The sequence below is a fragment of the Amycolatopsis sp. genome, assembly GCF_025464955.1.
In the GTDB taxonomy this organism is placed as follows: Bacteria; Actinomycetota; Actinomycetes; order Mycobacteriales; family Pseudonocardiaceae; genus Amycolatopsis.
Genome location: NZ_JAODNM010000124.1, coordinates 478,481 through 503,152, shown reverse-complemented (window position 1 = coordinate 503,152; position 24,672 = coordinate 478,481). Strand labels below are relative to the sequence as shown.

The following is a 24,672-nucleotide window of genomic DNA, read 5'->3' as shown; positions in this document are numbered from 1 at the left end:
GACGATCTGCACCCAGTCGGTCTCCTCGGCGCACTGGGCGTCAGCGTGCAGTGCGGCGATGGCGGCCTGAGCCTGGAATTCACCCAGCCGATCACGGGCGAGGGCCGCCTGGAGCACGTCGACGCCCTCGGCGATCAGGCGGGTGTTCCACAGGCTGCGGTCCTGCTCGGCGAGCGGCACGAGCCTGCCGTCGGAGCCGGTCCGGGCCGGGCGCCGCGCGTGGTGCAGCAGCATGAGCGCAAGCAGGCCCGCCACCTCCTCATGGTTGATCTTGGCCGCCAGTTGGCGCGTGAGCCGGATCGCCTCGGCGGCGAGGTCGACGTCGCCGGAGTAGCCCTCGTTGAAGACCAGGTAGAGCACGCGCAGCACCATCGCGACGTCACCGGGCTGGTTGAACCGGACGCCCGAGACGGTCCGCTTGGCTCGGCTGATGCGCTGGGCCATCGTCGACTCGGGCACGAGGTAAGCCTGCGCGATCTGTCGCGTGGTGAGGCCACCGACGGCTCGCAGCGTGAGCGCGACGGCCGAGGCCGGCGTCAGGGACGGGTGGGAGCAAAGGAAGTAGAGCTGGAGCGTGTCGTCAACCGCCTCGCCGGGGCTGGGCACGGGCTCGTCCTCGACGCGCACCTCGCGCCGGCGTCGGGCGACGTCGGCGCGGGCGGCGTCGAGGAACTTGCGCCAGGCCACGGTGACCAGCCAGGCCTTGGGGCTAGTCGGCACACCTTCGTCCGGCCACACCCGCGCGGCTTCGACCAGACTTTCCTGCACAGCGTCCTCGGCCGCCGCGAACCCGGCTCCGCGGCGGACGAGGACCCCGATCACGGCAGGGGTGAGCGTCCGAATCAGGTCCTCGTCCACCGTGCGTCACTCCGTGATGGTCGGCGACGCGCCCAGAAACGGGCGCAGCTCCAGCCACTCGTGAATCGGCTTCCCGCCCGCGCCGGGAGCCGCGGACAGCTCGCCGGCCAACTCGAGCGCGCGCTCGTAGGTCTCGACGTCGATCACCATCCAGCCGGCGATCACGTCCTTGGTCTCCGCGAACGGACCGTCCGTGACCGGCGGCCGACCCTCGCCGTCGTAGCGGACGAACGTGCCCTCCGGGGAGAGCGCCTGACTGTCGACGTATTCGCCGGTGCCCTCGAGCCGATCTGCGAAATCCTGCATGTACTGGCAGTGGTCCGTGATCTCCGCCGGCGTCCACTGGTTCATCGGCACGTCGTTGACCGACGCCGGCGCGCCACGGTAGTGCTTGAGCAACAGGTACTTGGCCATCATGTTCTCCTTGCTGAGATACGGCCCATTGTGGCCGTGTTCGCTCCAGGGACGGAGCCGCACGGGGATTCTCGACATCCCGCCGGGACCTTTCCGGTGGACTTTGAAAAAAAGCCGGGCCCGGGAGCGACTTTGCTCCCGGGCCCGGCCCGTTCAACGAGAAACTAGCTGCGGCAAGCCGCCTTCACTGGAGGTGAAGTCAGATGCGCCCGGTCAGGGCCTTGAACAGCTTCGAGAACATGGCCAGCGGCGACGAGTCCAAGCCCGCGAGGGCCGGGATCTGCACGTCCGGGGTCGCCTTAGCGGCGTCCAGGATCGGCAGCGAGGTCAGGCCACCGGACACGGCGGGAAGCTGCGTGGGCAGCTGCGCCGGCAGGGTCGTCGGCAGGGCCGGCACTGCAGGCAGGGCAGGCAGGGCCGACACGAGGGGCAGGGCCGACACGGCAGGCAGGGTCGGAACCTTGGTGATCGACGGAAGCGCGATCCCGTTCAGCTGCAGCGGCAGGGTCTGCTCCGGCACGTCCGCACGCTGGACGTCACCCTTCAGCATCGACGCCAGGTCCGTAGCGCCGCTCTCCAGGCTCGAAGCGCCGGAGAGGGGCAGCGTCGGCAGGTCGTTCGTGCCCAGCGCGGAACCGTCGATCGGAAGGTCGATCAGCGGCTCGTCCTGGATCGAGGTCACGTTGGTGGCTTCGGCGGTCGCATTGCCGATCAGCTCCAGCGGGACACCGAAGACCTGCACCAGCGCGCCGAGCGGCACCTGGCCGTCGATGCCGGACAGGCTGCTCGAGTCACCGTCGGTCGTGGCCTCGCCGCCCACCGAACCGGTGGTCTGGTTGTCGCCCATGCCGTGCGCGACCGCACCCGCGGCGACAGCGTCACCGAAGACCTGCGCGACGGCCGAGATCGGGAAGTCCACGATGTCGCCGGCAACCGCGCCGCCGACGCCCGAGGTGGTGACGTCGCCACCGGTGGTGGCGCTGGTGGTGTTGGTCGCGGTACCCGTGGCGAGACCCAGTGCGGCCGCACCGACACCGAAGACCTGCGCGATGGGCAGGCCGTCGACACCGACGATGTCGCCGGCGAAGGCGCCGTGGTCACCGTTGGTCGACGAGTCGCCGCCGGCCTTGGTCATGATGTCGCTGGTGCCGGCACCGTGGGCGATCCCACCGAGGACCGCACCGTCACCGAAGACCGTGGCCGCACCCGCGAACGGGGCCTGCACGATGTTCCCGGCGAGGCCGCCATCGTGACCGTCGGTCGAGGCGGTACCGCCCGCGACCGAGTCGGTCAGGTTGTCGCCGGCGCCCGTGCCGATCCCGATGAAGGAACCGCCCACGCCGTGACCCTGGACGGGCAGCGAGATCGGGGCCTGGATCAGGTTCCCGGCCACCGCGCCGGCCACGCCGGTCGCGCTGACGTCGCCACCGGCGGTGGAGGTGGTGTCGGTCGAACCCTTGCCGTGGCCCTGGCCGATGAACGAGCCACCGATGGCGAACAGCTGGACCGGCACCGAAAGCGGCGCGGTCACGAGGTTGGAGCTGGCTGCACCCGAGTCGTCGTGGGTGCTGCCGCCGCCGCCGCCGCGGATGACCTTCGTCTCGTCGCCCGAGCCGGAGCCCTGGCCGATGAAGGAGCCACCGACACCGAACACCTCGGCCGGCAGTGCCACCGGCACCTGGACCAGGTTGCCCGAGCCGGAGGAGCCGCTGCCCTGCGTGCCGTCGTAGCCGCCGGCCGTCACGGTCTTGGTCTCGGTCGACTGACCGGACGCGTTACCGATGTGGCTGCCGCCGATGCCGTAGACCTCGGCCGCACCCGCGGGCTGCGCGTTGACGGTGTTACCGCCCAGGACCGCCCCGGTGCCGTTCGTGTAGCTGCCGTTGCCGGAGTTCACGTCGGTGGAGTTGTCGTGGTTGGCGTGGGCGTTACCGATGTAGGTACCACCGATGCCGAACGCCTCGACCGGCAGGGCGATCGCCGGGTCGACGATGTTGCCGGAAGCGCCGGAGTCCTTGCCCGTGGTCTGGACGAAGCCACCGGCGTCGACAGTGCTGGAGGACGAGCCGGCCTTGCCCGAGCCCAGCGCGTTGCCGGTCGTGGCGTTACCGATCCACGAACCCGCGACACCGGCGACGTTGGCCACGAGGCCACCCTGCGGCACAATCGCGTTGCCCGCGAGGAACGAGTCGTTCCCGGCGGTCTCGATGTAGGTCGGGATGTTCAGGCTGCCGTTGGTCTTGGAGCCCGCGACCGCGTCGGCGGAGGAGTTCGACACCGCGTCGGCGTCCGAACCCCAGACACCACCGGCGTTGCCGTTGAACTTCACCGGCAGGGCGATCGGGACACCGGCCACGTTGCCGGTCCCCGCGCCACCGTTGCCGTTGGTCTTGATGTAGCCACCGGACGTCGCGCTGCTGTCGGCGTCGTAGGAGCTGTAGGCGTTGCCGAGGATGTACGAGGCGGCGTTGCCGGTCACCTGGACCGGCGTCGCGAACTGGCCCGCGACGACGTTGCCGGACAGGCCGGAGCCCTTGCCGTTCGTCCACACGTTGCCGGTCTCGGACGCGCTCTGGCTCGCGCTGCCGCTGGTCTTGCCGGACCCGCCTGCCACGCCACCGGCGTTGCCCGCGATCTGGATGGGCAGGGCCCAGTCCAGCACCACGGCGTTGCCGGCGATGCCGGAGTTCTTGCCGTCGGTCGCGACGTCCTGGTTGTGCGAGTAGCTCTGGTCCGCTGCCCCACCATCGACCACCGCGTCGCCACCGAGGGCGCCGATCGCGTTGCCGGTGATCTGGATCGGGACGACGACGTTGCCGACGACCTTGTTGCCCTTGAGACCGCGGGTGACCGGGTCGAAGGAACCGCCACCGAGGCTGTTGCCGGCGTCGACGGGGCTGAGGTTCTTGTCCAGCGCGGCCGCGGCGGCCTTGACCGGTGCGGTGACCGGCTTGGTGGACACGACGGCGTGGAAGCCGGGAACGTTCAGCTGTCCGAGCGGGGTGCCGATGGCGTTGTTCGAAACGTCAAGGGGAACGGTGACGTTGAGGTCGAGCGGGCTCGCCGGAGTGTCAGGGTTGACGTTCTCGTCGGCTGAAGCGATGCCGGTACCCAGCATCAACAAGCCACCCGTGACCAACGCGGTCTGGAGTCCGCGCTTTGCCCAGGAATGCATGTGAGGGTTCTCCTTCATATTTGATTTCCCTTGCGGGTTTGTGGGGTGCTTTTATTTCGCGGGAGCGAGCGCACCAGGTGAAACAGCAAGCGGATGCGAAAGGCATACCGCTCATTTATGCGGGGTAATGGAAGGTGACGCGAAACCGGCACGCGGAAAGGCGTGGGTATCGAGGAGCGTCAGCTACCCCGCGGGAAAAGTGGTTCAGTCAGGAGTGACACCGGGCTGAGAGCCCGGGGTGAGCGGCATGTACCGCACGCCGACGCGGACGAGATCCGCGATGGCGTTGTCGAACGCGGCAGAGGACCAGGCGGGAACGCCAGCGGTCGAGCCGTCGAAGTGACCACCGGGAGCGTTGCCGCCTCCGGGGACAGTGGGGGTGGTCAGCGGTGCGATCGGGAACTGCACCGGAGAGAACGGAGTCGGGAAGTCGTGGTGACCGCCGGTGGATCCGTCAGGAATCGAGGATTCGTCCGCCGCGCTGCGACCCGCACCCGGCGCGAAAGACGCTGCCTTGGTGACGGTCTGGGCGATCGAACTCGGATCGGCGGGAGCCGTTGCCTGGATCGGGGCGCCGGTCTTGTCGGAGCCACTGCCCGGAAGGAGGCCGGAACCGCTGACGACCGGGTTGAGGAAATCCCACACCTGGTGGCCGAGACCCTGGTCGTCGGCGGAGGGGGTGAGCGTCTCGCCGAGCACCTTGCCGGCATCCTGCGGCTTGGTCACGATCCGCTCGACCGCACTGAGAGTGGTCTTGACCGGGTGGGTGATCGCGGTGGCGGTGAAGTTGTCCACCGCGTCGCTGACCCGGCCGGCGACGTCCCGGCCAAGCGCTTCGCTCACCGAACGGTGGGTGCCGTGGGTGCGGAGCGGGCCGCCGACCTCGTCGCGATCGACCTGGGCGCACCAGGCGGGAAGCGGGTGGAGCTGCTCGGCGGAGCCGGCCGCCGTCCAGGTTGTCGCGTCCTGGTGGCAGGCCGTGTCCCGCAGCGCGGCGGTCATAGTGCCCGCCGTGTCACCGGCGAGGCCGGAGACACCGTGGGTGACGTCGTTCAGGCCGGAGACGGTGGCGTCGGTGACCGGGGTGGCGTCCACCGTGGTGCCGGTCGCGGCAGTAGTTGTGGCGGCAGTAGTAGTAACAGCCTCGGTAGTAAGGGTGTCCGCGGAGGCGGAAGCGCCCGAGACGGCCCAGGCGGCGACGGTGCCGGCGGCGATGCCACCGAGAACGAGGAGGGCGCGCGAAATCCAGCGACCGGCGCGGCCGCTTTCGCGGTCACCGCCCTGTCGCTCGTTCGCCGACGCCTGCGTCACTCGTTCTCCTGTCGAACCGGTGGTTAACGGGGAAGTCCGGGTAAAAGTCTCGTGCGAAGAATCTTCGTATTCGAGGCCGTGCGGCCCCGCTTCGACAACGTTTCGCGAATTCCGATTCGCTGTGCCTCATGAGATAAGCAAAGAGAAGCGGTCCCGCGCACCTTTGACACGACTTAATGGCCCGATCGTGTGAAGAACACAGCGTGTGCTCCGATTTAACCCCCAGTGATCGGACCAGGCACTGCCCGGTTACCCGACGGTCCGCCGCCCTCTTTCGTGTCCGCCGTCACTTGCGGCGTTTCGGCATGCCCGTTTCGCCCGGACCGCTACGGTGAACCAGGTGAGCGAGAGCAGCGAGACCAAAGTCGGCGGCGACTCGGCATCCGGCCCCGTGTCAGACGATGTAGCCGCGGTGGTGCCCCGGGGGCTACGGATCGGCGCCGCGCTGTCCTGGCGCTTCCTCGTGGTGATCGCCGCGCTGTACGTGGTCATCTACCTCGTGGGCTACCTGTCGGTGGTCGTCATCCCGCTGTCGATCGCGCTGCTGCTCGCGGCGTTGCTGGCCCCGCTGGTTTTCCAGCTGGTCAAGGTGCACGTCCCCCGCGGGCTGGCGGCGGCGATCGTGCTCATCGCCGGCCTCGCCGTGCTGGGCGGGCTGCTCACGTTCGTCATCACGCAGTTCACTAGCGGGCTCCCGCAGTTGCAGCAGCAGCTCGGTCAAAGCCTTTCGCAGATCAGGGACTGGCTGATCAAGGGCCCGTTCAACCTCGGCAAGGACCAGTACCAGGCCTATCTCGACAAAGCCATCGCGTTCCTGCAGCAGAACACGGGCGCGCTGACGAGCGGCGCGCTCACCACCGCCGCCACCATCGGCGAGGTCCTCACCGGCTTCGCGCTGACGCTGTTCATCCTGATCTTCTTCTTGTCCGGTGGGGAAAAGATCTGGTCGTTCCTCGTGCGCGGCGTGCCGGCGCCGGTGCGCAGCCGCGTCGACGTCGCCGGGCGCCGCGGCTTCGCCTCACTGGTCGCCTATGTGCGGGCGACCGCCTCGGTGGCGCTCGTCGACGCGGTCGGTATCGGCATCGGCCTGGCCATCGTCGGGGTTCCGCTGGTCATCCCGCTGGCGACGCTCGTGTTCCTCGGCGCGTTCATCCCGATCATCGGCGCGTTCGTGGCCGGCGGGGTCGCCGTGCTCATCGCGCTCGTCACGAACGGCGTGATCGGCGCGATCGTGGTGCTGGCCATCGTGATACTGGTGATGCAGCTCGAAGGCCATGTCCTGCAACCACTGCTGCTCGGCCGCGCGGTCAAGCTGCACCCGCTGGCGGTGGTGCTCTCGATCACCGCCGGCCTGGTGGCCGCCGGAATCGCGGGCGCGCTGCTCTCGGTGCCGCTGCTCGCCGTACTCAACGCGGGCATCCGATCGCTGCTGAGCGATGAGCACCTGGACCCGACCACCGTCCATGCGCTGAACAAAAAGGACGCGCAGCCGCACGCAGCCGCGAAGGAATGACCCGCCAGGGAGCCGAAACCCGGGACGCGGCGGCTCCACTGTGGTCCGCGACCGTCGTCCTTCGCGTGGTCACGCTGTTGTTCGCGATCGGGGCCGCGGTCGTTCACCGGGACGACTTCCAGCGGCCGTGGCTCGCTTGGGTCGTTCTCGGCGTGATGACCGCGTGGACCATCGTCACCAGTGTTGTCTACGCCCGAGAGCGGCTGCGCCGGGACTGGCTCGTCCTCGCCGACGTGGTGCTCACCTGCACGCTCGTGCTGACCTCGTTGCTCATCCTTTCGGCAGGGCAGTACGGCCACGGCGACCCGCTGATCACCACTGTCTGGGCGGCGGTGGCGCCGGTCGCGGCGGGCGTCCGGTTCGGCCGGGACGGCGGGGTGCTCGCCGGACTCGCCGTCGCCGTCACGACCGTGTTCGCCCAGCGCCGGTTCGACCTGGACGTCGCCCGCGACGGATTCCTGCTGATCGCGTCCGGGCTGCTCGTCGGCATGGCGGCGACGATCGCCCGCAGGTCCGCCGCCGCACTGGCGCAGGCGCTGCGCACCGAAGCGGCGACCGCCGAACGGGAACGGCTCGCCAGGTCCATCCACGACAGCGTGTTGCAGGTTCTCGCCAGGGTTCGCCAACGCGGCACCGAGGTCGGCGGAGAAGCCGCGGAGCTGGCAAAACTGGCTGGAGAGCAGGAAATCGCGCTGCGGACACTGGTCACCACCCAGCCCGTCGGCCCCAGCGCCCGCGGTACGACCGACCTGCGGTCGGCGTTGCAACTGCTCGCGACGGCGTCCGTGCAGGTTTCGGCACCGGCTGGGGAAGTCGCCCTGCCAGCGCACATCACCGCGGAACTCGTCGCGGCCACCAGCGAAGCGCTGGCGAACGTCGGGAAACACGCGGGCCCCGACGCACGGGCCTGGGTGCTGCTGGAGGACCTCGGCACCGAGGTCGTCGTCAGCATCAGGGACGACGGACCCGGTATCGCTCCGGGAACAGAGAAACGCGCGGCCGCGGAAGGACGACTTGGTGTGGTGGAGTCCATCAGGGGACGTGTCCGCGATCTCGGCGGCACGGCTGTGCTGGTCTCCGCTCCCGGCTCCGGGACGGAGTGGGAGATCAAGGTCCCGGTGAAGGCGAAGAGCGCAAGATGACCGATTCGACATCAGAGAGGCTGTCGGCATGAAATCTCGTACTGGCGGAATGTGGTGGGGCACCGCACTCGAAGCGCCTGACCCCGGTCTCCTGGCAAGGTTCTACGCCGAACTCCTCGACTGGCAGGTCGTGCGCGAAGAGCCGAGCACCGCGATCGTCGCCTCATCCCCTCAAGGGCCGTTCTTCGTGTGCCAGAAGGCGGACGGCTATCAGGCTCCGGTCTGGCCCCCGGCCGAGGGGGAGCAGCGGCCGATGATCCACTTCGACTTCCAGGTCGGCGACCTCGCCGAGGCGGTCGACGAAGCGGTCGCGCTGGGCGCCACGGTGGCGGAGTTCCAGCCGCAGGAGAACGTCCGGGTGCTGTTCGACCCGGCAGGCCACCCCTTCTGCCTGGTCTTCGACGCGGGATGACCGTCTCGGTGATGGTCGTCGACGACCACCCCATGTGGCGCGACGGCGTGGCCAGGGACCTTACCGAGCACGGTTTCGACGTCCGGGCGACCGCGTCGGACGCCGGCGCGGCTGTGCGCATCGCGGGCGCGGTCCGGCCCGACGTCGTGCTGATGGACCTCAACCTCGGGCAGACGTCGGGGGTGGACGCGACCAGGGAGATCGTCGCGGCGCTGCCGTTGACGAAGGTGCTGGTGCTCTCCGCGAGCGGCGAACACAGCGACGTCCTGGAGGCGGTGAAGGCCGGGGCTTCCGGCTACCTGCTGAAATCCGCGTCGGCGCGTGAGCTGGTGGAAGCCGTCGAACGCACCGCCGCCGGAAACCCGGTGTTCACCGCCGGGCTCGCCGGGCTGGTGCTGGGCGAGTACCGGCGGATCGCTGACGCCGCAGACACTGCCAACGACGCCGACGCCGCAACCGGCAGCCCGCCCCCGCCGCGCCTCACCGAACGAGAGACCGACGTGCTCAGGCTGGTCGCCAAGGGCTTGAGCGCCCGGCAGATCGCCGAGCGACTCGTCCTTTCGCACCGGACCGTGGAGAACCACGTCCAGTCGACGCTGCACAAACTCCAGCTGCACAACCGCGTCGAGCTCGCCCGGTACGCCATCGAGCACGGCCTCGACGAGGACTGAGCGTCAGATCGAGACCATCGTCGCCATCCAGCCGGGCAACAGCGGCCCTGGCGTGAGCGTCCAGGAGTCCTGCCCCGGACGCCAGCTCCCCACCCCGGTCTCGGTCTCCGGACCGGCGATGACGACGTCGCCGGCCGCGGTCCAGTCGAGCGCCTCGTTCGCGACGTCGACCTCGATCGGCATCGACGGCGGATGCACCCAGGACAGGTCGGTCAGGTCCAGCAGCCACAGGTCGTAGGACTGGTGGCTGGTTCCGTCGACGGACGGATCCACGAACGGCACGGCTAGATACCGCCCGTCGCGACTCAAGACGGCGTTGCCGGGTTGGCTTCCCTGAGCGGGCCAAGACACCGGGTGCTTGGCTTCGCTGCGAGGGTCGACCAGGGTCAGCGTGTTCTCGGCTTCGCTGACCAGGAGCTGGTCGGGCGTCATCGCGATGAGTGACGAGTACTGCTGGATCGTCCGACCGGTCGCCGGGTCGATGACCACGGTCTGGCTCGGCCCGTTGGTGGTGATGCGCAGCGCCAGGCCAGCACGGTTCTCCCCGATCAGGACCGTCGAACACGCGGCCGGGCTGCTGGGACCGGGCTTCGCGCCGGACAGGGGTTGCAGCTCGAGATGGCACTGCTTGTTCCCGTCGTCACGGATCATCCACAGCCCCTGCGCGTCGGCCGACGCGGCGAAACTCCTTGCCTTGCCCAGCGAACGCAGCGGACCGGACTTGTCGTAGACCAGCACGTCGGCCGGATCGAGGCAGCCGTAGGCATTGCACTTCGGGGCGGAGCCGATCACCGCGGTGTTCCCCACGCGGATCACCCAGTTCTGGCGGACGTTGAGTTTGCCGATCGGCGCGCCCGGTATCGGGGCGGACACACCGGTGTCGGCGGTCAACACCGACGGCGTGACGCTGGGGACGACGAGCCGGATCCCCGTCGGGTGGGTCGGGGGCGTCCCCCGCATCGGCCCCAGCGGTGGTGGGGGCGCGGGCGTCCCTGAGCAGGCCGCGAGCACGAGACAGGCGAACAACAACGGAATCACGCGCGTGGACATGACATCCCCCTTGCTACCCCAGCTACCCCGAAAGGAAAACCCCAAGCCTCCAGCCTTCCGGGTTTGTCACTGATTCACCAGGGCCTAGATCACCAGCATCGTGTTTCCTCTCCAGTCCGAGGGCAGCGGTGCCTTCGTCAGGGTCCACGCGGCCTGGCCTGGTCGCCAGATCCCCAAGCCGGCGCCCGGGGTGCCGGTGGCGAGCACGACGTCACCGGTGGTGGTCCAGTCCAGCGCGGCGTGCTTGCTGTCGATCCCGACGGGCATCGACGGCGGATGCACCCACGACACTGTGAACAGGTCGAACAGCCAGAGGTCGTAGGACTGGTCCTTGGTCCCACTGATCGAGGGATCGGCGAACACGACCGCGAAGTACCGGCCGTCGCGACTCAGGCTCGCGTTTTGCGGATCCGCCTGGGTGGCGGGTTTCGGCACTGGGCGCTTCGCTCCGCTCCGGCCGCTGAACAGGCTGAACTTGGTGCCATCGGCGGAAAACAGGTAGTCCGGCGTCATCGCGACGAACTGCGGGAACTGCTGAACCGTGCGGCCCGTCGCCGGATCGATGAGCACGACCTGGCTGGCCGCGGGCGTGGTGATCCGCAGGAGCAGACCGCCAAAGTTCTCCCCGACCACTCCCGTGTCACAACTGGCTGGGCTGCTGGAACCCGGTGCCGCCCCGGACAACGGCTGCCGTTCCAGCACGCACTGGCCGTTCCCGGCGTCGCGGATCATCCACAGCGCGGCGTGGTCTGCGGACGGCCCGGTGCTGTACGCCTTGCCGAGCGACCGCGGCGGGCCGTCGACCCGGTCGTAAACCAGTACCTGGGCTTGAGGGTCGCAGGCGTTGGACGTGCAGGTCACACTCGAACTGACGACCATGGCGGTGCCGACCCTGGTCGTCCAGTTGGTGCGATCGGCGCTGAACGGACCGGAAATCGGGACGTCACCGCCGGTGTCGACGTCGAACACGGACGGCCTAGTCTGCGCCAGCAGCAGCCGGATACCGGTCGGCCCGGTGGCCTGTTTCCCGACCAGCGGCCCCAGTGGGACGACCACTGTCGTGGACGGGCTGGGAACGACGGGAGTGCTCGGAGCAGGCGGCGCGGGAGCACCCGTACAGGCGGCAAGGGCAAGGCAGGCAAGCACTAGCGGAACCACTCGTGCGGTCATGACGTCACCCCGGCTACCCCGAGAGGAAAAACCCCAAGCCCTCAGCTTTCAGGGTTTTCCCCGGATCCACCAGGGCTGATCGGGATCTACTCTCGAGGACATGGGCGAGGAAGAGACCGGCACCACCACGCAGACCACCGCGGAGACACCACTGCCGACACCGGTGGAGACACCACCGGCGGCCGAGGCGCCGAACGCGGAGCCGAAACCGTTGAGCCAGCGCGATCTGCGGGTGTCCGACGAGGAGCGCGAGCACGTCGTCGGCGTACTGCAGAAGGCGATCGGGCGCGGCATGCTCGACCTCGACGAGTTCACCGAGCGCACCGACATCGCCCTCGCCGCCCGGACCCGCGGTGAGCTGAACGTCGTGCTGACCGACCTGCCCGGGCTGATCCACCGGGACGCCATGCCGGAGCAGACACCGCCCGCCACGCCGTGGCGTCAGCCGAACCCGTACAGCCAGCAGCCGAAGTTCGGCCGGGGCGAGCGGGTCGAGCTCACGGCGAAGTACTCCTCGCTCAACCGCAGCGGCTACTGGGTGGTGCCGCCCGCGATGCTCATCCGCAACAAGTACGGCTCGACACGGCTCGACTTCACCGAGGCCCACGTCGAGTACCCGGTGGTGTACATCGAACTCGACATCCGCTGGGGCGGGGTCGAGATCATCATCCCGGACACCGCCAACATCGACGTCAATTCGATCAGTGAGATCAAGTTCGGTTCGGTCGAAGACAAGACCCGCTTCGCCGGCCCCAACGCGACCCCGCGCTACGTGCTCACCGGGCGGGTGCACGGCGGTTCGCTGAAGATCCGGCACCCGCGCCGCGGCCTGTTCGGCTAGCCCACGGCGCTCCTGGCGGCGATCGGGTCGGCGGTGGCCAGTGCGGCGGCGGCGAATTTCTCGCAGTCCGCGCGGGTGGTCGCGGCAAGGCTCGCCCCGACCGCGCGCACCGCGGCGGCGTTCATCGACAGGCTGGTCAAGCCCAGCCCGGCCAAGACGAGCGCGAGCCTGGGGTCGGCAGCTGCCTCACCGCAGACGCCGGCCGGCTTGCCGGTGGCCTTCGCGGCCTCGCCGACGAGCGCGATCAAACGCAGCAGCGCGGGCTGCCACGGGTCGTTGAGCTTCGCGACGGCACCGAGCTGACGGTCGGCCGCGAACGTGTACTGCGCGAGGTCGTTCGTACCGATCGACACGAAGTCGACGACGTCGAGGATTTCGCGGGCCGCGAGGGCGGCCGCTGGGATCTCGATCATCACCCCTGCCCTGGCGATACCCGCGGCACGCGCACGCTCGGCGAACCAGGCCGCTTCCTCGGGTGTCGCGACCATGGGCGCCATCACGGAAACCTCGGCACCGGAGTCCTCGGCCGCTCCGGCGATCGCTTCGAGTTGACGGTCCACGATCTCCGGCCGGTCGAACGCGACACGCAGGCCGCGGACGCCCAGCGCCGGATTTGGCTCGGCCTCGGGCGAAAGGAAGGCGAGGGGTTTGTCCGCGCCCGCGTCGAGTGTCCGGACGATGACCGGCTTGCCGCGGAACGGCGCCAGCACGGCGGTGTAGGCCGCACGCTGCTCGGCCACGGTCGGCTCGGTGGGCGCGTCGAGGTAGCAGAATTCGGTCCGGAAGAGCCCCACGCCCTCGGCGCCGGCGTCGGCCGCGGCCTGGGCATCGGTGGCGGAACCGACGTTGCCGAGCACCTTCACGCGGTGCCCGTCGGCGGTCTCGCCGACGCCGTTCCACATGATCGGACCGGTCGCGGCGGCAGCCACCACCGGCGCGGACGGATCGGCCAACTCGATGACGCCGGTGTCTCCGTCGACGGCGAGCGCCTCGGCTTCGAAGTCCAGCAGGCCCTTGACCGCGACCACAGCCGGGATGCCGAGCGCCCTGGCCAGGATCGCGGTGTGGCTGGTGGGCCCACCCTCCTCAGTGACGAGCGCGAGAACCTTCGAGGGATCGAGGCCGGCGGTGTCGGCTGGGGCGAGGTCACGCGCGACGAGAACGCTGGGGGAGGCCAGTTCCGGCACGCCGGGAGGCTCGACACCGAGGAGCTCGGCGACGATCCGGTCGCGGACGTCACGGATGTCGCGGACACGTTCGGCCATGTACCCGCCGGCCGCGGCGAGCATCGTCGCGAATCCCTCGGCGGCCTGGTAGATCGCCCGGGCAGCAGGCAGGTGCTCGCCGGTCACGAGCTGCTCGGCCTGGCTGACCAGTGCCGGGTCGCCCGCCATCGCGGCGGTGGTGATCAGGATCGTGGCCGCTTCGCCGCCGGCCGTCTCTGCCAGCGCCTCCAACCTGCCGACGACGACCTGCGTGGCCGGGGCGATCCGGGCGGCTTCCGCGGCCGGATCGGCGGGGGCGGGCGTACTGGCGGGTTCGCCCAGTGGATCGGCGACACGCACGACAGGACCGCTCGCACGGCCGGGACTCACCGCTACACCGGAGAGACGCTTAGCAGACATGGTCTAGACCATACCGTGCCACTGGTCTCCTGGCGATCGCTGGTGCTCGTCCCGGCCGGGCGACTCGGTCGTCAGTGGGTGATGAGGTCGAATTCCTCCCAGGGGCCGACCGCCGTGCGGTTCGCGATCAACGACGCCTCGCCGGCGTTCTCCGCGGTCACGAGGTGCTGGTTGTTGTACGCACGCAAGCTCACGCTGCCGTCGGGGTTGTGAATCAGATAGAACGTCTCCCAGGGCCCGGTCGCGCCTCGGTTGGCGATCAGCGGCGCGGATCCGTTGCTTTCCGCTGTGACCCAGTTGTTGTTCGAGTGCGCCCGGAGAGTGACGGTGCCGTCGGTGTCGGTGGCCATGTCGAAGGTCTCCGCGGTCCCGACCGAGGTGGCGTCGGCGATCAGCGACGTGGTGTTGTTCGGCGCGTCGACGTACTTGCCGTTGGCGTGGGCCCGGAAGCTCACCACGGACGTGCTCCTGGTGAACGTGGTGTTGTTGTTGGCGTAGCCGGCCGCGACCATGTTGGCCTGCACCGCGCTCTCGGTGGCGTCGGAGGGGAAGCCGGCCGTGACGGCGCCTTCGAAGAACTCTCCCTTGCCCAGCGTGCTGTTGTCACCACCGGTGCCCAGCTCGATGGAGGGCTGCACCTTCATCGGGTTGTAGCCGTTGGGCAGGGCGCCGGAGTATGAGGTCGTCAATCCGCCCGACTGGCCGCTGCCGTACTTGAGGCTGAAGTTGGTCGTGCCGTTGTTCTTTTCCCAGGCTGAGACGAACATGCCGGTCTCACTCGGGATGTTCGACGGGTTCACGCCGGTGTTGCTGAAGTACATGCCGTTCTCGAGGTCGCCGCCGACCCAGGGGCCCGACCCGGTGCAGCCGCCGACCCAGCACGCGGATCCGTAGTAGATCGCGTTCATGGTCGCATTGCCGTCGTCGGAGTCGTTGGTCTCGGCCGAGCCGAAGTCGAAGCAGCAGGAACCGCTGGTGAGGTTGGACGACGTCATCATGTACATACCCTCGGGCTGCGAGCCGGTGGGCACGTTCTTGACGGCGTTGTTGCGGTATCCGGTGCCGATGTTGTTGACCAGCACGCCATACGCCGGCTTGCCGCCGATCGTCACGGGCAGCGCCATCGCATTCGCGCCGATGTCCGCGCCGTTCGGACCGGGCCCGGTGAGCCCGCCCGAGCAGCCTGAACACGACGTGCCCGGGGAGATGGGCAGGTTGTTGCCGTTGGGGGTCTGGTCGTAGAGCTGGGTGATGGTGCAGGTCGTGCCGGCGCAGAAGGAGACTTGCGGCGCGGAGTTGACCACCCCGCCGGTCGACGCCAAGCCGATGTTCAGCGTGCTGTTGTCCGAGGCGCGCTGAATTTGGTACAGCGAGCCGTTGTAGGCAGCGAAAAGCGCGCGCGTGGTGCTGTACGTCGCCTCGCACGGCGTACCGCCGGCTGCATAAATGTCACAGGGCCCTTGCGCCGCCGCGGCAGAAGCCTGAGTGGTCGTCAGACCAGAAACCGGTACTGCGAGCGCCACTGCCAGCAGCAGCGAAACCAGCAGCCGCGTGCGCCGTCGAAATGCTAAGGCGTGCACGAAAACCTCCGTCGTCATTGTCGGGAGTTGTCGAGACAGCGCTTCGCGGGGACAGGGAGCCAAGAGGGGTTTAGCGAGCGCCCTCCCATATTCGACTGACTTAAGACTTAAGTCAAGAGTGTGCTTAGTGGAGCAGGCGGCCTTTTGTGTAAATCCAGCACAACGGCACCGAGGGGTCCGGTCCAGGGCTCGTGAGTCCGTTTACGCGCGCAGGTCGGCGAGGAAGGCTTGCCAGCCGGGGGCAGGGAGGACGAGGGCGCAGGGGGCCGGGGCCTTGGAGTCCCGCACCGCGACCGCAGGACTTACCAACGCACCTCGACACAGTTCGCGTTGCTGGTGCTGCGGCTGCTCTTACGCCAGCGGGCGGTGGTCAGATCCACGATCGCTCCTCCTTCGATCAGCCGCCTTCCGCGAGAATGGCGGTGATCAGCTCAACCGTTGCATCGGGTGCAAGGGCAACATTCAGGGTAGTGCGCAAAGTCAGCCGGTAGGCCGACAGGTCGTTGGGCTCTTCGACAAACAACGCGGTGGCATGGTTTTCCATGAAGACCAGAGCAGGGTCGTCGGCGAACTCAAGCATCATGAACGGGCCTTGCAGACCGACGTAGGCACCGGCTGACAGCGGTACGACCTGCCATCCGTGAGGCGACGAGATTGTCCAGCTCAGTCTCCGACAACGTGGGATTGACCCCGGCGATGAGCTCGCGGCAGTACTTGCCGGTTTGCAACAGACCGGGAACGACCAGTGGTTCGAAGTTCTGGATGCGGGTGGCCTTGTTTTCAAAGTCGATCAAACTGCGCCACACCGTCGGCAGCCCCGGCTGGCGCTCCCACCAACCGCGCTCGTCGCCCTTGCGGACCAGGTCCATCAGCTCGGCCCGTTTGTCCGCCGATACCTCGTAAAACCCCAGCAAGGCCGACACATCGTCGGGTTGCAACCCCGAGTGTCCGGTCTCGATGCGGCCGATCTTGCTCGGCGACATGCCCATCTTTTCGGCGACCGCGGCGCGGAGGTGCGGATCACCGATTCGGTAGGCCGGTTTATCGTGGTCGGGCCGTACCAGACTGCCGATGTCGGCGCCGAACTCACCGAAGTCGGCGACTGGATCGGCGAGTCCTTCACCTGGCCGGAACGAGCCTAGCCGCGCAAGTCCTCAGGCCAGTCATACGACGACTGCGCGCCGTGGCGGGTGACGGAGAAGGCGGCGACCTTCACCGCCTTCCGTGTTGCGTCGGCGAGGTCTGCGCCTTCGGCGAGAGATGCCGCGAGTGCTCCGGTGAAGGCGTCACCGGCGCCGGTGGTATCGACGGCGTGGACCTTCGGCGAGGCGACCTCGGTGACGCCGTCCGCGGTGACGACCAGCGCACCTCGCGCGCCCAAGGTGACCACCGCTGAACGGGGTCCGAGGTCGAGCAGTTTGGCTGGGTCGTCGACGGACGCGGAGCCGAGCAGCCAGGCGGCTTCGTGCTCGTTGACCAGCAAGACGTCCAGCGCGGCGAGGGTCGACGACTGGACCTCGGCGACCGGGGAAAGGTTCAGCAGCACCCGGACACCCGCGGCCGCGGCGGTCTGGACGGCGTATTCGACGGTGTCCAGCGGGATTTCCATGGACGCGACCAGGACTTTCACCCCGGGCAACGCGGCGTCGACGTCGGCCGGCCGCAGCGTCGCATTTGCGCCGGTGGAGACGAGGATCGAGTTCTCGCCGTCCGGGGTCACGGTGATGTAGGCGATGCCGGTGGGCCGGTCGGAGGTGCGGACGAGACCGACGTCGACCCCGGCCTCACGCTGGGAGCCGAGCAGCATTGCGGCGTAGGCGTCGTCGCCCATCGCGGCCAGCAGGGCCACCTTCGCGCCGAGCCGCCCGGCGGCCGCCGCGGTGTTGGCGCCCTTGCCGCCGGCCGAGATGACGGTGTCGCCGCCGAGCACGGTCTCCCCGCCACCAGGGCGCCGATCGACGGGAACGACCAGGTCGGCGTTGGCCGAACCGACCACGAGAACGTCAGCAGTCATGGGGAGAACTGTGCCATGACCTGGTACGGGACCGGCCGCCCGGCACCTTCTGGGCAAATGTGAAGCTTTTTGTAACTTATCGGGGCCGGGGTGCGACAATCAGTCGAGTGCGCGCCCGCCGTCACTCGATCGGGGGATATGCATCCCCCAGCCGTCATTTCGAAGGACAGGGCCGCTCTTGTTCGACGTTGCCGCGTTCGCGCGGTGGCGTTGCCCCCAACCGGTGCGAGCCGGAGCAGGGCATCGTGTCGCCGGCGCCGATCACGTAGCCCCCCGAGTGATCGGTGTCGGCGGCGCCCTCTCCGGTCCTGTCCAGCCTGCGCCGGCCAGGCAGGTCCGGCGAGTTCCTCAAGGCCACCTTGGGTGCACCTGACGCACCTAAGGTGGCCTCGAGGCGTTTCCGGCGGTCTTTTCACTGCATCGCGGGCGGCGCGTCCAGGGGAAAGGCCCGGCGGCACTCCTAGACTGCCCAGATGAGCCACCCCACCCGCCGGGGTCGCGTGCGAGCTGCGACCGACAAGGACATCCGCCGGACCGCCCGCAAGCTCCTCGTCGAGCAGGGCCCCGAAGCGGTGACGTTGCGGGCCATCGCCAGGGAGCTGGGCATCACCGCTCCCGCGCTCTACCGCTACTACGGCTCACGCGACGACCTGGTCGAACACCTCCGGCTCGACGTCTGCGCGGACCTCGCCGCCGAACTCGCCGAGGACATCGCCGGTCTGGACCACGACGGCGCACTCCAGCTGTTCGCGGTCTGCAAGGGGTTCCGCCGCTGGGCGCTGACGCACACGAACGAGTTCACGCTGGTCTTCGCGTCGCCGACCGGCGGTGTCGGGTCAACCCCCAGCAGCGCGCTGAGCAGGGTCGACGAACCGTTCGGCCGGATCTTCCTGACCGCCGCCGGGCACGTGCTGGCGACCCACGACCTCGCGACGCCGTCGAGCGACGTCGTGCCCGCCGAACTACGCGACGACCTAGCCGGCTTCCAGGCCGACCTGATGGCCGTGTTCAGCGAATCCGGGCTGGTGTTCCCCGAGGAGAAGCTCGACCTCGGCATGATCTTCCTGATGATCCAGATCTGGGCGCGGATCTACGGCCACGTGACCCTCGAGGTCTTCGGCAACTTCCCGATCCCGATGTCCAAGCCGGACGTCCTCTTCGACGCCATGCTGGCCGACCTCGCCCGGGAAATCGGCCTGATCTGAGCCTGTCACCAAGTTCCCTGAAGCCGACCCGCTACAGGACGATGTTCACCAGGCGGCCGGGGACGACGATCACCTTGCGGGGGGTGCCGCCGGCGACCAGCGCGGCCACCTTCTCGTCGGCCAGCGCCGCCGCTTGGACGACGTCGTTCGCCGCGCCGGTGGGCACGGTGACCCGCGAGCGGACCTTCCCGTTGACCTGGATCGGGTACTCCACGGTGTCTTCGACCAGGTACTTCTCGTCGACGACCGGGAACGGCCCGTAGACCAGCGAGTCGACGTGGCCCAGCCGCCGCCACAGCTCCTCGGCCAGGTGCGGCGCCAGCGGGGCCAGCATCAGGATCAGCGGCTCGGCCAGCTCACGCGGGGTTTCCGCGCCCGAACCGTAGGTCTTGGTCAGGTAGTTGTTCAGCTCGATCAGCTTCGCGCCGGCCGTGTTGAACCGCAGCTCCGCGTAGTCCTCGCGGACCCCGGAAATCGCCTTGTGCAGCTGCTTCAGGTCCGCTTCGGTGGCCTCGGCCGCGGAGACTCGCAGCTCACCGGTCTCCTCGTCGACCAGCAGGCGCCACGCTCGTTGCAGGAACCGCTGCGCGCCGACGACGTCCTTGGTCGCCCACGGCCGCGAGACGTCCAGCGGGCCCATCGACATCTCGTAGAACCTGAAGGTGTCCGCGCCGTAGGCGGCGAACATTTCGTCCGGGGTGACGACGTTCTTCAGGCTCTTGCCCATTTTGCCGTATTCCTGGGTGACCTCTTCGTCGCCGTGGAAGAACTTCTTGTCCTTCTCGACGACCTCGTCGGCCGGCACGGGAATGCCGCGCGCGTCCCGATAGGCGAAAGCCTGGATATAGCCCTGGTTGTACAGCCGCCGGTACGGCTCCTTGGATGACACGTGGCCCAGGTCGAACAGCACCTTGTGCCAGAACCGCGCGTACAGCAGGTGCAGCACCGCGTGCTCGACCCCGCCGACGTACAGATCCGTACCGCCGGGGTCGTCGACGCCGTGCTCGGCCGGCCGCGGGCCGACCCAGTACTGCTCGTTCTCGGGGTCGACGAAGGCCTCGGCGTTCGTCGGGTCCACGTACCGGAGCTGATACCAGCACGAACCGGCCCACTGCGGCATGACGTTCGTGTCGCGGCGGTACTTCTTCGGCCCGTCACCCAGGTCCAGTTCGACGTCGACCCACTCGGTCGCGCGCGACAGCGGCGGCGAAGGCACCGAGTCGGCGTCTTCCGGGTCGAAGGTGCGCGGGGTGTAGTCGTCGACGTCGGGCAGCACGACGGGAAGTTGGTCCTCGGGCAGCGCGATCGGCAGGCCGGACTCGTCGTAAACGATCGGGAACGGCTCGCCCCAGTACCGCTGCCGCGCGAACAGCCAGTCGCGCAGCTTGTACTGGACCGTCTGTTCGCCGTGCCCGTGCTCGGTCAGCCAGCCGGTGATCAGCTTCTTGGCCTCGCCGACGGCCAGCCCATCCAGGCTCACCGACTCGTTGGCCGAGTTGATCGCGGCGCCTTCGCCGGTGAATGCCTCGCCCTCGAAACCCTCGCCCGGGTCGACCGTGCGCACGATCTCCAGGTCGAACTTCTTGGCGAAGTCGTAGTCGCGCTGGTCCTGGGCGGGCACGGCCATGATCGCGCCGGTGCCGTAGCCCATCAGGACATAGTCGGCGACGAACACCGGGACGGACTTGCCGTTGACCGGGTTCACCGCGAACGAGCCGGTGAAGACGCCGGTCTTCTCCTTGCTCTCCTGCCGGTCCATGTCGGACTTGCGAGCGGCCTCGGCCCGGTATGCCGTGACGGCCTCTTTGGGCGACGCCGCGCCGCCTGTCCAGCTTTCGACGACCTCGTCGGGCCAGTCGGCGGCGGTCAGCTGCTCGACCAGCGGGTGCTCCGGGGCCACGACCAGGTAGGTCGCGCCGAACAGGGTGTCCGGCCGGGTCGTGAAGACCTCGATCCGGTGCTCGCCCGCGGCGAACCCGACCCGCGCGCCATGGGAGCGGCCGATCCAGTTGCGCTGCATGGACTTGACCTTTTCGGGCCAGTCCAGCAGGTCCAGGTCGTCGACCAGCCTGTCCGAGTACGCGGTGATCCGCATCATCCACTGGCTCAGGTTCTTGCGGAACACCGGGAAGTTGCCGCGGTCACTGCGGCCGTCGGCGGTGACCTCCTCGTTCGCCACGACGGTGCCCAGGCCGGGAGCCCAGTTCACCGGCGCGTCGGAGATGTAGACCAGCCGGTGCGAGTCGATGACCTTGCGCCGCTCGACGGCGGACAGCTCCGACCACGCGCGGCCGTCCGGAGTGGGCCGGGTGCCGCCGGTGTACTCCTTCTCCAGCTCGACGATCGGGCGTGCCTTGCCCGCCGTCTCGTCGTAGTAGGAATTGAAGATCTGCAGGAAGATCCACTGCGTCCACTTGTAGTACTCGGGATCGGTGGTCTCGATCCGGCGGCGCTCGTCGTGGCCCAGACCCAGCGCGCGGATCTGGCGCAGGTAGGTGCGGACGTTCGCCTCGGTGGTGGTGCGCGGGTGCGTGCCCGTCTGCACGGCGTACTGCTCGGCGGGCAGCCCGAACGAGTCGAAGCCCATCGTGTGCAGCACGTTGCGCCCGATCATGCGGTGGTAGCGCGCGTAGACGTCGGTGCCGATGAAGCCCAGCGGGTGCCCCACGTGCAGGCCGGCGCCCGACGGGTACGGGAACATGTCCTGGACGAACAGCTTGTCCGACGGGACCTGCACACCCTCTTCGGCGAGCGGACCGACCGGGTTCGGCGCGTGGTAGGTGCCGTTGTCGGCCCAGTAGTCCTGCCAGCGCTTCTCGATCTGGCCGGCCAGCGTCGCGGTATAGCGGTGCTGAGGGGCCGCCTCGGGCCTGCCGGTCGCCTCGGTGCCGGTCGCCTCAATGCCAGTCGACTCAGTCATGGCCGAAATCCTCCGTGTTGGTGCTCCTCCAGAAACAACTCGACCCCCCAGCCCGAAGGCGTGAGGGGTCGCCGCGCTGACCGAGGTCGGTTCAGCGCGGCAGGCTAAGGAGCAGCCGAGCAGTGTTCACGAGGTAATCATAACGACCTGGTCAACGCGGTTCACGGGCGGACGGCGAGTCCGATGAACTGGGTGACCTGAGTTTTGGAGAAGTTGTTGTCGCTGACGAGAACCAGCGTCCGCTCACCGCTGGGCAGCGTCGGGCCCCAGGTCATCCCCTCCACGTTGTCGACAGTGGACAACGGATAGTCACCGAGGTCGGCGATCAGCCGCTTGCTCACCGGTTTGACGTTCTTCGCGGCTGAGAGCGACGGCACCTTCAGCACGTTGGTCGCGCCCTTGGTGTCGATTTCGTAGATCCGGATCTTGTTGCCGACCCCGGTGACGAACGAACGTTCCATCATCAGGTAGCGCGTCGGGTCGACCTGGTCGACCGCCAGCATCGATGAGACACCCGTGGTCGCGAACGCCGTCGACGGCACGGGACCGGCGAACAGCTTCTCCTGCGGGTACCCGTACTGCGCGAGGATCGGCCCGAACCGGGACTGAAGGGTGATCCGGGACAGCGAGCCGGCGCTCGTCGTGGACACCGGGCCGTCCTGCAGCAGCGGGGCTTCGACGTCGCTGGCCACCAACGTGCCGAGCGCGGCGAAGGTGATGCCCTCAAGCACGAGGTTCTGCCTCGGACCCGACGTCGGCAGCATCCGCTCGTTCGCCGGAATCGGCAGGTCGCGGACGTAGTCGCCGGTGCGGGTCGCCTCGCGGATCGACGGATCGATCAACGTCGTCGCGGTGCGCTCGCCTTCCTGCGACCAGTAGTAGTTACCGGTCCACGGGTCCGCGCGCAGCTCTTCGGGGTCGACGGTCTGCTCGTTCTGCGGCAGCGTCGGGTCGTTCTGGGCCAGCGGCGGGTACGTCTTGCCGTCGGGGCGCAGGAACGGGTGGGTGCCGGTGAACGTCACCGGGCCGAGCCCGTGGGCGTCCACGGTGAACTTCGCCGTGTAGAACCGCGAAGGCTGCAACGCGGACCTGTCGTCGCAAATCATCACGTATCCACCGGTGCGCGGGTCGTAGTCGATGCTGGACAGGCCGCCCACGGTGGTGCCTTGGAACGGCAGGGCATTGGGCACGATCCGCTCGCCCAGGAAACGGGTCACGTGCAGGCCGGGGCTCGCGCTCGCGGCCGGAGCGGCGAGCAGGCTGAGCGAAACGGTCCCGATCAGGGCGGTCGTAATTCGGCTGCGGTTTGACGACTTCATGGCGTGTAGCACAGTCGATCAGGGTATCCGGCGGGTTGCCGGAACGTCACGCTTATCCTCAAGGGGTGTTCGTACTCGCGCTCGTTCCGATAGTGCTGGGTGTGCTCGTCGGCTGGGGCGGTCTGCTCGGCTGGCGGGAGCGGCTTCCCCGCGAGCGTGGCGCCGGTGTCCGCACCGCCGCCACCATGCGCAGCGACGAAGCCTTCCGGCTCGGCAACAAGATCGCCGGCCTGCCGACGCTGGCCGGTGGCGTGATCGGTGTGCTGGCCGGGGTCGCCGCGCTGCTCATGCCGAGCGGCGGCGGCACCGTGGTCGCCGCGGTGGTGGGCCTGATCGGGCTTGTCGCCCTCGTCGTCTCGGGCGGAGTCCTCGGCAACCGCGCGGCCGCGACCGTGCCGGAGCCCTCGAAACTGCCCGCCGGCTGCGCGGGCTGTGCCTGCGGCGCGGGCGGTTGCGGCGTGTTCACCAAGGGCACGCCCGCCGAAGCCGTCTAGTTCCTAGTTTCGCTGGAGGTCGCCCGGGTGGGTGGCCAGCAGCGCGGTCGGGATGCCCTGGCGGCGCAGGACCTGACCCCAGAGGTCGCGGTTCGGCGAGGCGAGGACGTCACTCGGCAGCGCCGGGACGATGAGCCAGTCGCCGCGGTCGATCTCGCCCGCGAGCTGACCGGAGTCCCAGCCGGAGTACCCGGCAAATACCCGCACGCCGCGCACCTTCGGCAGCAGCGCCTCGGGATCGGTGTCCAGATCCACCAACGCCACTGGGCCGCGGACAGCGATCACCCCTGGTACGGACGCCGCCGTCTCCCCGGTCCGCAGCGCGGCGAGGCACAGCGCTGTCTTCTTTTCGACCGGCCCGCCGACGAAGACGGACTGCGGTTCGGCGACATGCCTGCCCCAGTTGGGCAGCACCTCGTCCACCGGGACATCGCTCGGCCGGTTGAGGACCACCCCGAGGGTGCCCTCGTCGCGGTGATCGATGACGAAGACCACCGTCCGCCGGAAGTTGGCGTCGAACATCGTGGGGGCGGCGACCAGGAGTGTTCCCGGCTCAACCTCGGCGTCCGCAGGCACGTTGTCCATGATCCCACCTCTGGCGCCGCGAAGTATCCCGGTACGGGAACAACAAGCACTCGTGCCCCGTTGGACTCGTAGGCTGGCGCACTCCGTGTCCCCCGGGCTCACTGAAGAACCGCCTTTGTGGAATACCAGTTCGGCTGGAGCCACACTGCGCATAGCCGCCGTGAGGCGACCGAGTGCGTCAGCCGTTTATCTCTCCGCGGTGCCCATGCCCGCGTCCCGGTCCCGCCGATTCGCGGCCGCAAAGGATGCGGGTTTTCCCGAAAATCGCCGAGTTTCTCGCATTAGGGTGAACACCGTTCCGAGCCAGGCCCAGAAGGCCTTCTGTAGCACCAAAACCTCGAACACCGCGACTTACCACGTCGCCGGCTGATCC

Annotated in this window: 20 protein-coding genes and 2 pseudogenes; 8 read left to right on the top strand and 14 right to left on the bottom strand. The window is 68.6% G+C overall.

The window, feature by feature from the left end; translation table 11 throughout:
- The 4 genes from JWQ81_RS32775 to JWQ81_RS32760 form a co-directional block, all read right to left on the bottom strand.
- Window positions 1–858, bottom strand: an 858-nt coding sequence (locus JWQ81_RS32775; RefSeq protein WP_297547632.1) for a DUF6596 domain-containing protein, incomplete at its 3' end; no start/stop codon positions are given.
- 6 nt (window positions 859–864) lie between these two features.
- Entirely contained in the window at window positions 865–1,272 is a 408-nt protein-coding gene (locus JWQ81_RS32770) for a YciI family protein (protein ID WP_297547663.1), read from the bottom strand.
- A 199-nt stretch (window positions 1,273–1,471) separates the two neighbouring features.
- Window positions 1,472–4,447: a PE-PGRS family protein gene (locus JWQ81_RS32765; RefSeq protein WP_297547631.1), complete on the bottom strand. Its 2,976-nt coding sequence runs from the start codon at window positions 4,445–4,447 to the stop codon at window positions 1,472–1,474.
- A gap of 204 nt (window positions 4,448–4,651) precedes the next feature.
- On the bottom strand, window positions 4,652–5,758 hold the full coding sequence (locus JWQ81_RS32760; protein ID WP_297547630.1) for a hypothetical protein: 1,107 nt from the start codon (window positions 5,756–5,758) through the stop codon (window positions 4,652–4,654).
- 391 nt (window positions 5,759–6,149) lie between these two features.
- On the opposite strand from JWQ81_RS32760, the gene JWQ81_RS32755 reads away from it, so the two are divergent.
- From JWQ81_RS32755 to JWQ81_RS32740, 4 genes are read left to right on the top strand one after another with little or no spacing between them, the layout of a single operon-like run.
- On the top strand, window positions 6,150–7,271 hold the full coding sequence (locus tag JWQ81_RS32755) for an AI-2E family transporter (protein WP_297547662.1): 1,122 nt from the start codon (window positions 6,150–6,152) through the stop codon (window positions 7,269–7,271).
- Window positions 7,268–8,413 carry a DUF5931 domain-containing protein gene (locus tag JWQ81_RS32750; protein WP_297547629.1) on the top strand — a complete coding sequence of 382 codons (1,146 nt, stop codon included), beginning with the start codon at window positions 7,268–7,270 and terminating at the stop codon, window positions 8,411–8,413. The genes JWQ81_RS32755 and JWQ81_RS32750 overlap by 4 nt, the downstream gene beginning before the upstream one ends.
- Window positions 8,414–8,441: 28 nt before the next feature.
- Window positions 8,442–8,825, top strand: a complete 384-nt coding sequence (locus tag JWQ81_RS32745) for a VOC family protein (RefSeq protein WP_297547628.1) — start codon at window positions 8,442–8,444, stop codon at window positions 8,823–8,825.
- Window positions 8,822–9,496 carry a response regulator transcription factor gene (locus tag JWQ81_RS32740; protein ID WP_297547627.1) on the top strand — a complete coding sequence of 225 codons (675 nt, stop codon included), beginning with the start codon at window positions 8,822–8,824 and terminating at the stop codon, window positions 9,494–9,496. Before JWQ81_RS32745 ends, JWQ81_RS32740 begins: the two co-directional genes overlap by 4 nt.
- A 3-nt stretch (window positions 9,497–9,499) precedes the next feature.
- Here the strand turns inward: JWQ81_RS32740 and JWQ81_RS32735 are convergent, their stop codons facing one another.
- Entirely contained in the window at window positions 9,500–10,546 is a 1,047-nt protein-coding gene (locus tag JWQ81_RS32735) for a hypothetical protein (protein WP_297547626.1), read from the bottom strand.
- An 84-nt stretch (window positions 10,547–10,630) separates the two neighbouring features.
- A complete protein-coding gene (locus tag JWQ81_RS32730; protein WP_297547625.1) occupies window positions 10,631–11,716 on the bottom strand; it encodes a hypothetical protein in 1,086 nt (361 codons plus the stop codon).
- 100 nt (window positions 11,717–11,816) lie between these two features.
- Between JWQ81_RS32730 and JWQ81_RS32725 the strand changes: the two genes are divergently transcribed.
- The gene (locus JWQ81_RS32725; protein WP_297547624.1) at window positions 11,817–12,557 is read left to right on the top strand and encodes a DUF1707 domain-containing protein; all 741 of its coding nucleotides are present in this window, start codon (window positions 11,817–11,819) and stop codon (window positions 12,555–12,557) included.
- Here the strand turns inward: JWQ81_RS32725 and ptsP are convergent.
- The 4 genes and pseudogenes from ptsP to JWQ81_RS32705 form a co-directional block, all read right to left on the bottom strand.
- Window positions 12,554–14,182, bottom strand: a complete 1,629-nt coding sequence (ptsP, locus tag JWQ81_RS32720; RefSeq protein ID WP_297547623.1) for a phosphoenolpyruvate--protein phosphotransferase — start codon at window positions 14,180–14,182, stop codon at window positions 12,554–12,556. The genes JWQ81_RS32725 and ptsP overlap by 4 nt on opposite strands.
- 71 nt (window positions 14,183–14,253) lie before the next feature.
- A complete protein-coding gene (locus tag JWQ81_RS32715; protein ID WP_297547622.1) occupies window positions 14,254–15,762 on the bottom strand; it encodes an arabinofuranosidase catalytic domain-containing protein in 1,509 nt (502 codons plus the stop codon).
- Between the two features lie 201 nt (window positions 15,763–15,963).
- Window positions 15,964–16,142 (bottom strand): annotated as a pseudogene (locus JWQ81_RS32710) (DUF397 domain-containing protein).
- 17 nt (window positions 16,143–16,159) lie between these two features.
- Window positions 16,160–16,745: pseudogene (locus JWQ81_RS32705) on the bottom strand (helix-turn-helix transcriptional regulator).
- Window positions 16,746–16,775: 30 nt separating this feature from the next.
- Here JWQ81_RS32705 and JWQ81_RS32700 point away from each other — a divergent pair.
- Window positions 16,776–16,904 (top strand): hypothetical protein, encoded by a 129-nt coding sequence (locus JWQ81_RS32700; protein ID WP_297547621.1) that lies wholly within the window; start codon window positions 16,776–16,778, stop codon window positions 16,902–16,904.
- Here the strand turns inward: JWQ81_RS32700 and JWQ81_RS32695 are convergent.
- Window positions 16,901–17,776 (bottom strand): ribokinase, encoded by an 876-nt coding sequence (locus JWQ81_RS32695; protein WP_297547620.1) that lies wholly within the window; start codon window positions 17,774–17,776, stop codon window positions 16,901–16,903. The two genes, JWQ81_RS32700 and JWQ81_RS32695, sit on opposite strands and share 4 nt — an antisense overlap.
- A gap of 473 nt (window positions 17,777–18,249) precedes the next feature.
- Between JWQ81_RS32695 and JWQ81_RS32690 the strand changes: the two genes are divergently transcribed.
- Window positions 18,250–18,981, top strand: a complete 732-nt coding sequence (locus JWQ81_RS32690; RefSeq protein ID WP_297547619.1) for a TetR/AcrR family transcriptional regulator — start codon at window positions 18,250–18,252, stop codon at window positions 18,979–18,981.
- A gap of 31 nt (window positions 18,982–19,012) precedes the next feature.
- Here the strand turns inward: JWQ81_RS32690 and leuS are convergent, their stop codons facing one another.
- Window positions 19,013–21,901, bottom strand: coding sequence for a leucine--tRNA ligase (leuS, locus tag JWQ81_RS32685; RefSeq protein ID WP_297547618.1), 2,889 nt, complete (start codon window positions 21,899–21,901; stop codon window positions 19,013–19,015).
- Window positions 21,902–22,062: 161 nt separating this feature from the next.
- Window positions 22,063–23,220 (bottom strand): esterase-like activity of phytase family protein, encoded by a 1,158-nt coding sequence (locus tag JWQ81_RS32680; protein ID WP_297547617.1) that lies wholly within the window; start codon window positions 23,218–23,220, stop codon window positions 22,063–22,065.
- 65 nt (window positions 23,221–23,285) lie between these two features.
- Between JWQ81_RS32680 and JWQ81_RS32675 the strand changes: the two genes are divergently transcribed.
- Complete coding sequence (locus JWQ81_RS32675) at window positions 23,286–23,714, top strand: SdpI family protein (RefSeq protein ID WP_297547616.1); 429 nt, start codon at window positions 23,286–23,288, stop codon at window positions 23,712–23,714.
- 3 nt (window positions 23,715–23,717) lie between these two features.
- Here the strand turns inward: JWQ81_RS32675 and JWQ81_RS32670 are convergent, their stop codons facing one another.
- On the bottom strand, window positions 23,718–24,299 hold the full coding sequence (locus tag JWQ81_RS32670) for a YqgE/AlgH family protein (protein WP_297547615.1): 582 nt from the start codon (window positions 24,297–24,299) through the stop codon (window positions 23,718–23,720).
- Between the last annotated feature and the right edge of the window lie 373 nt (window positions 24,300–24,672).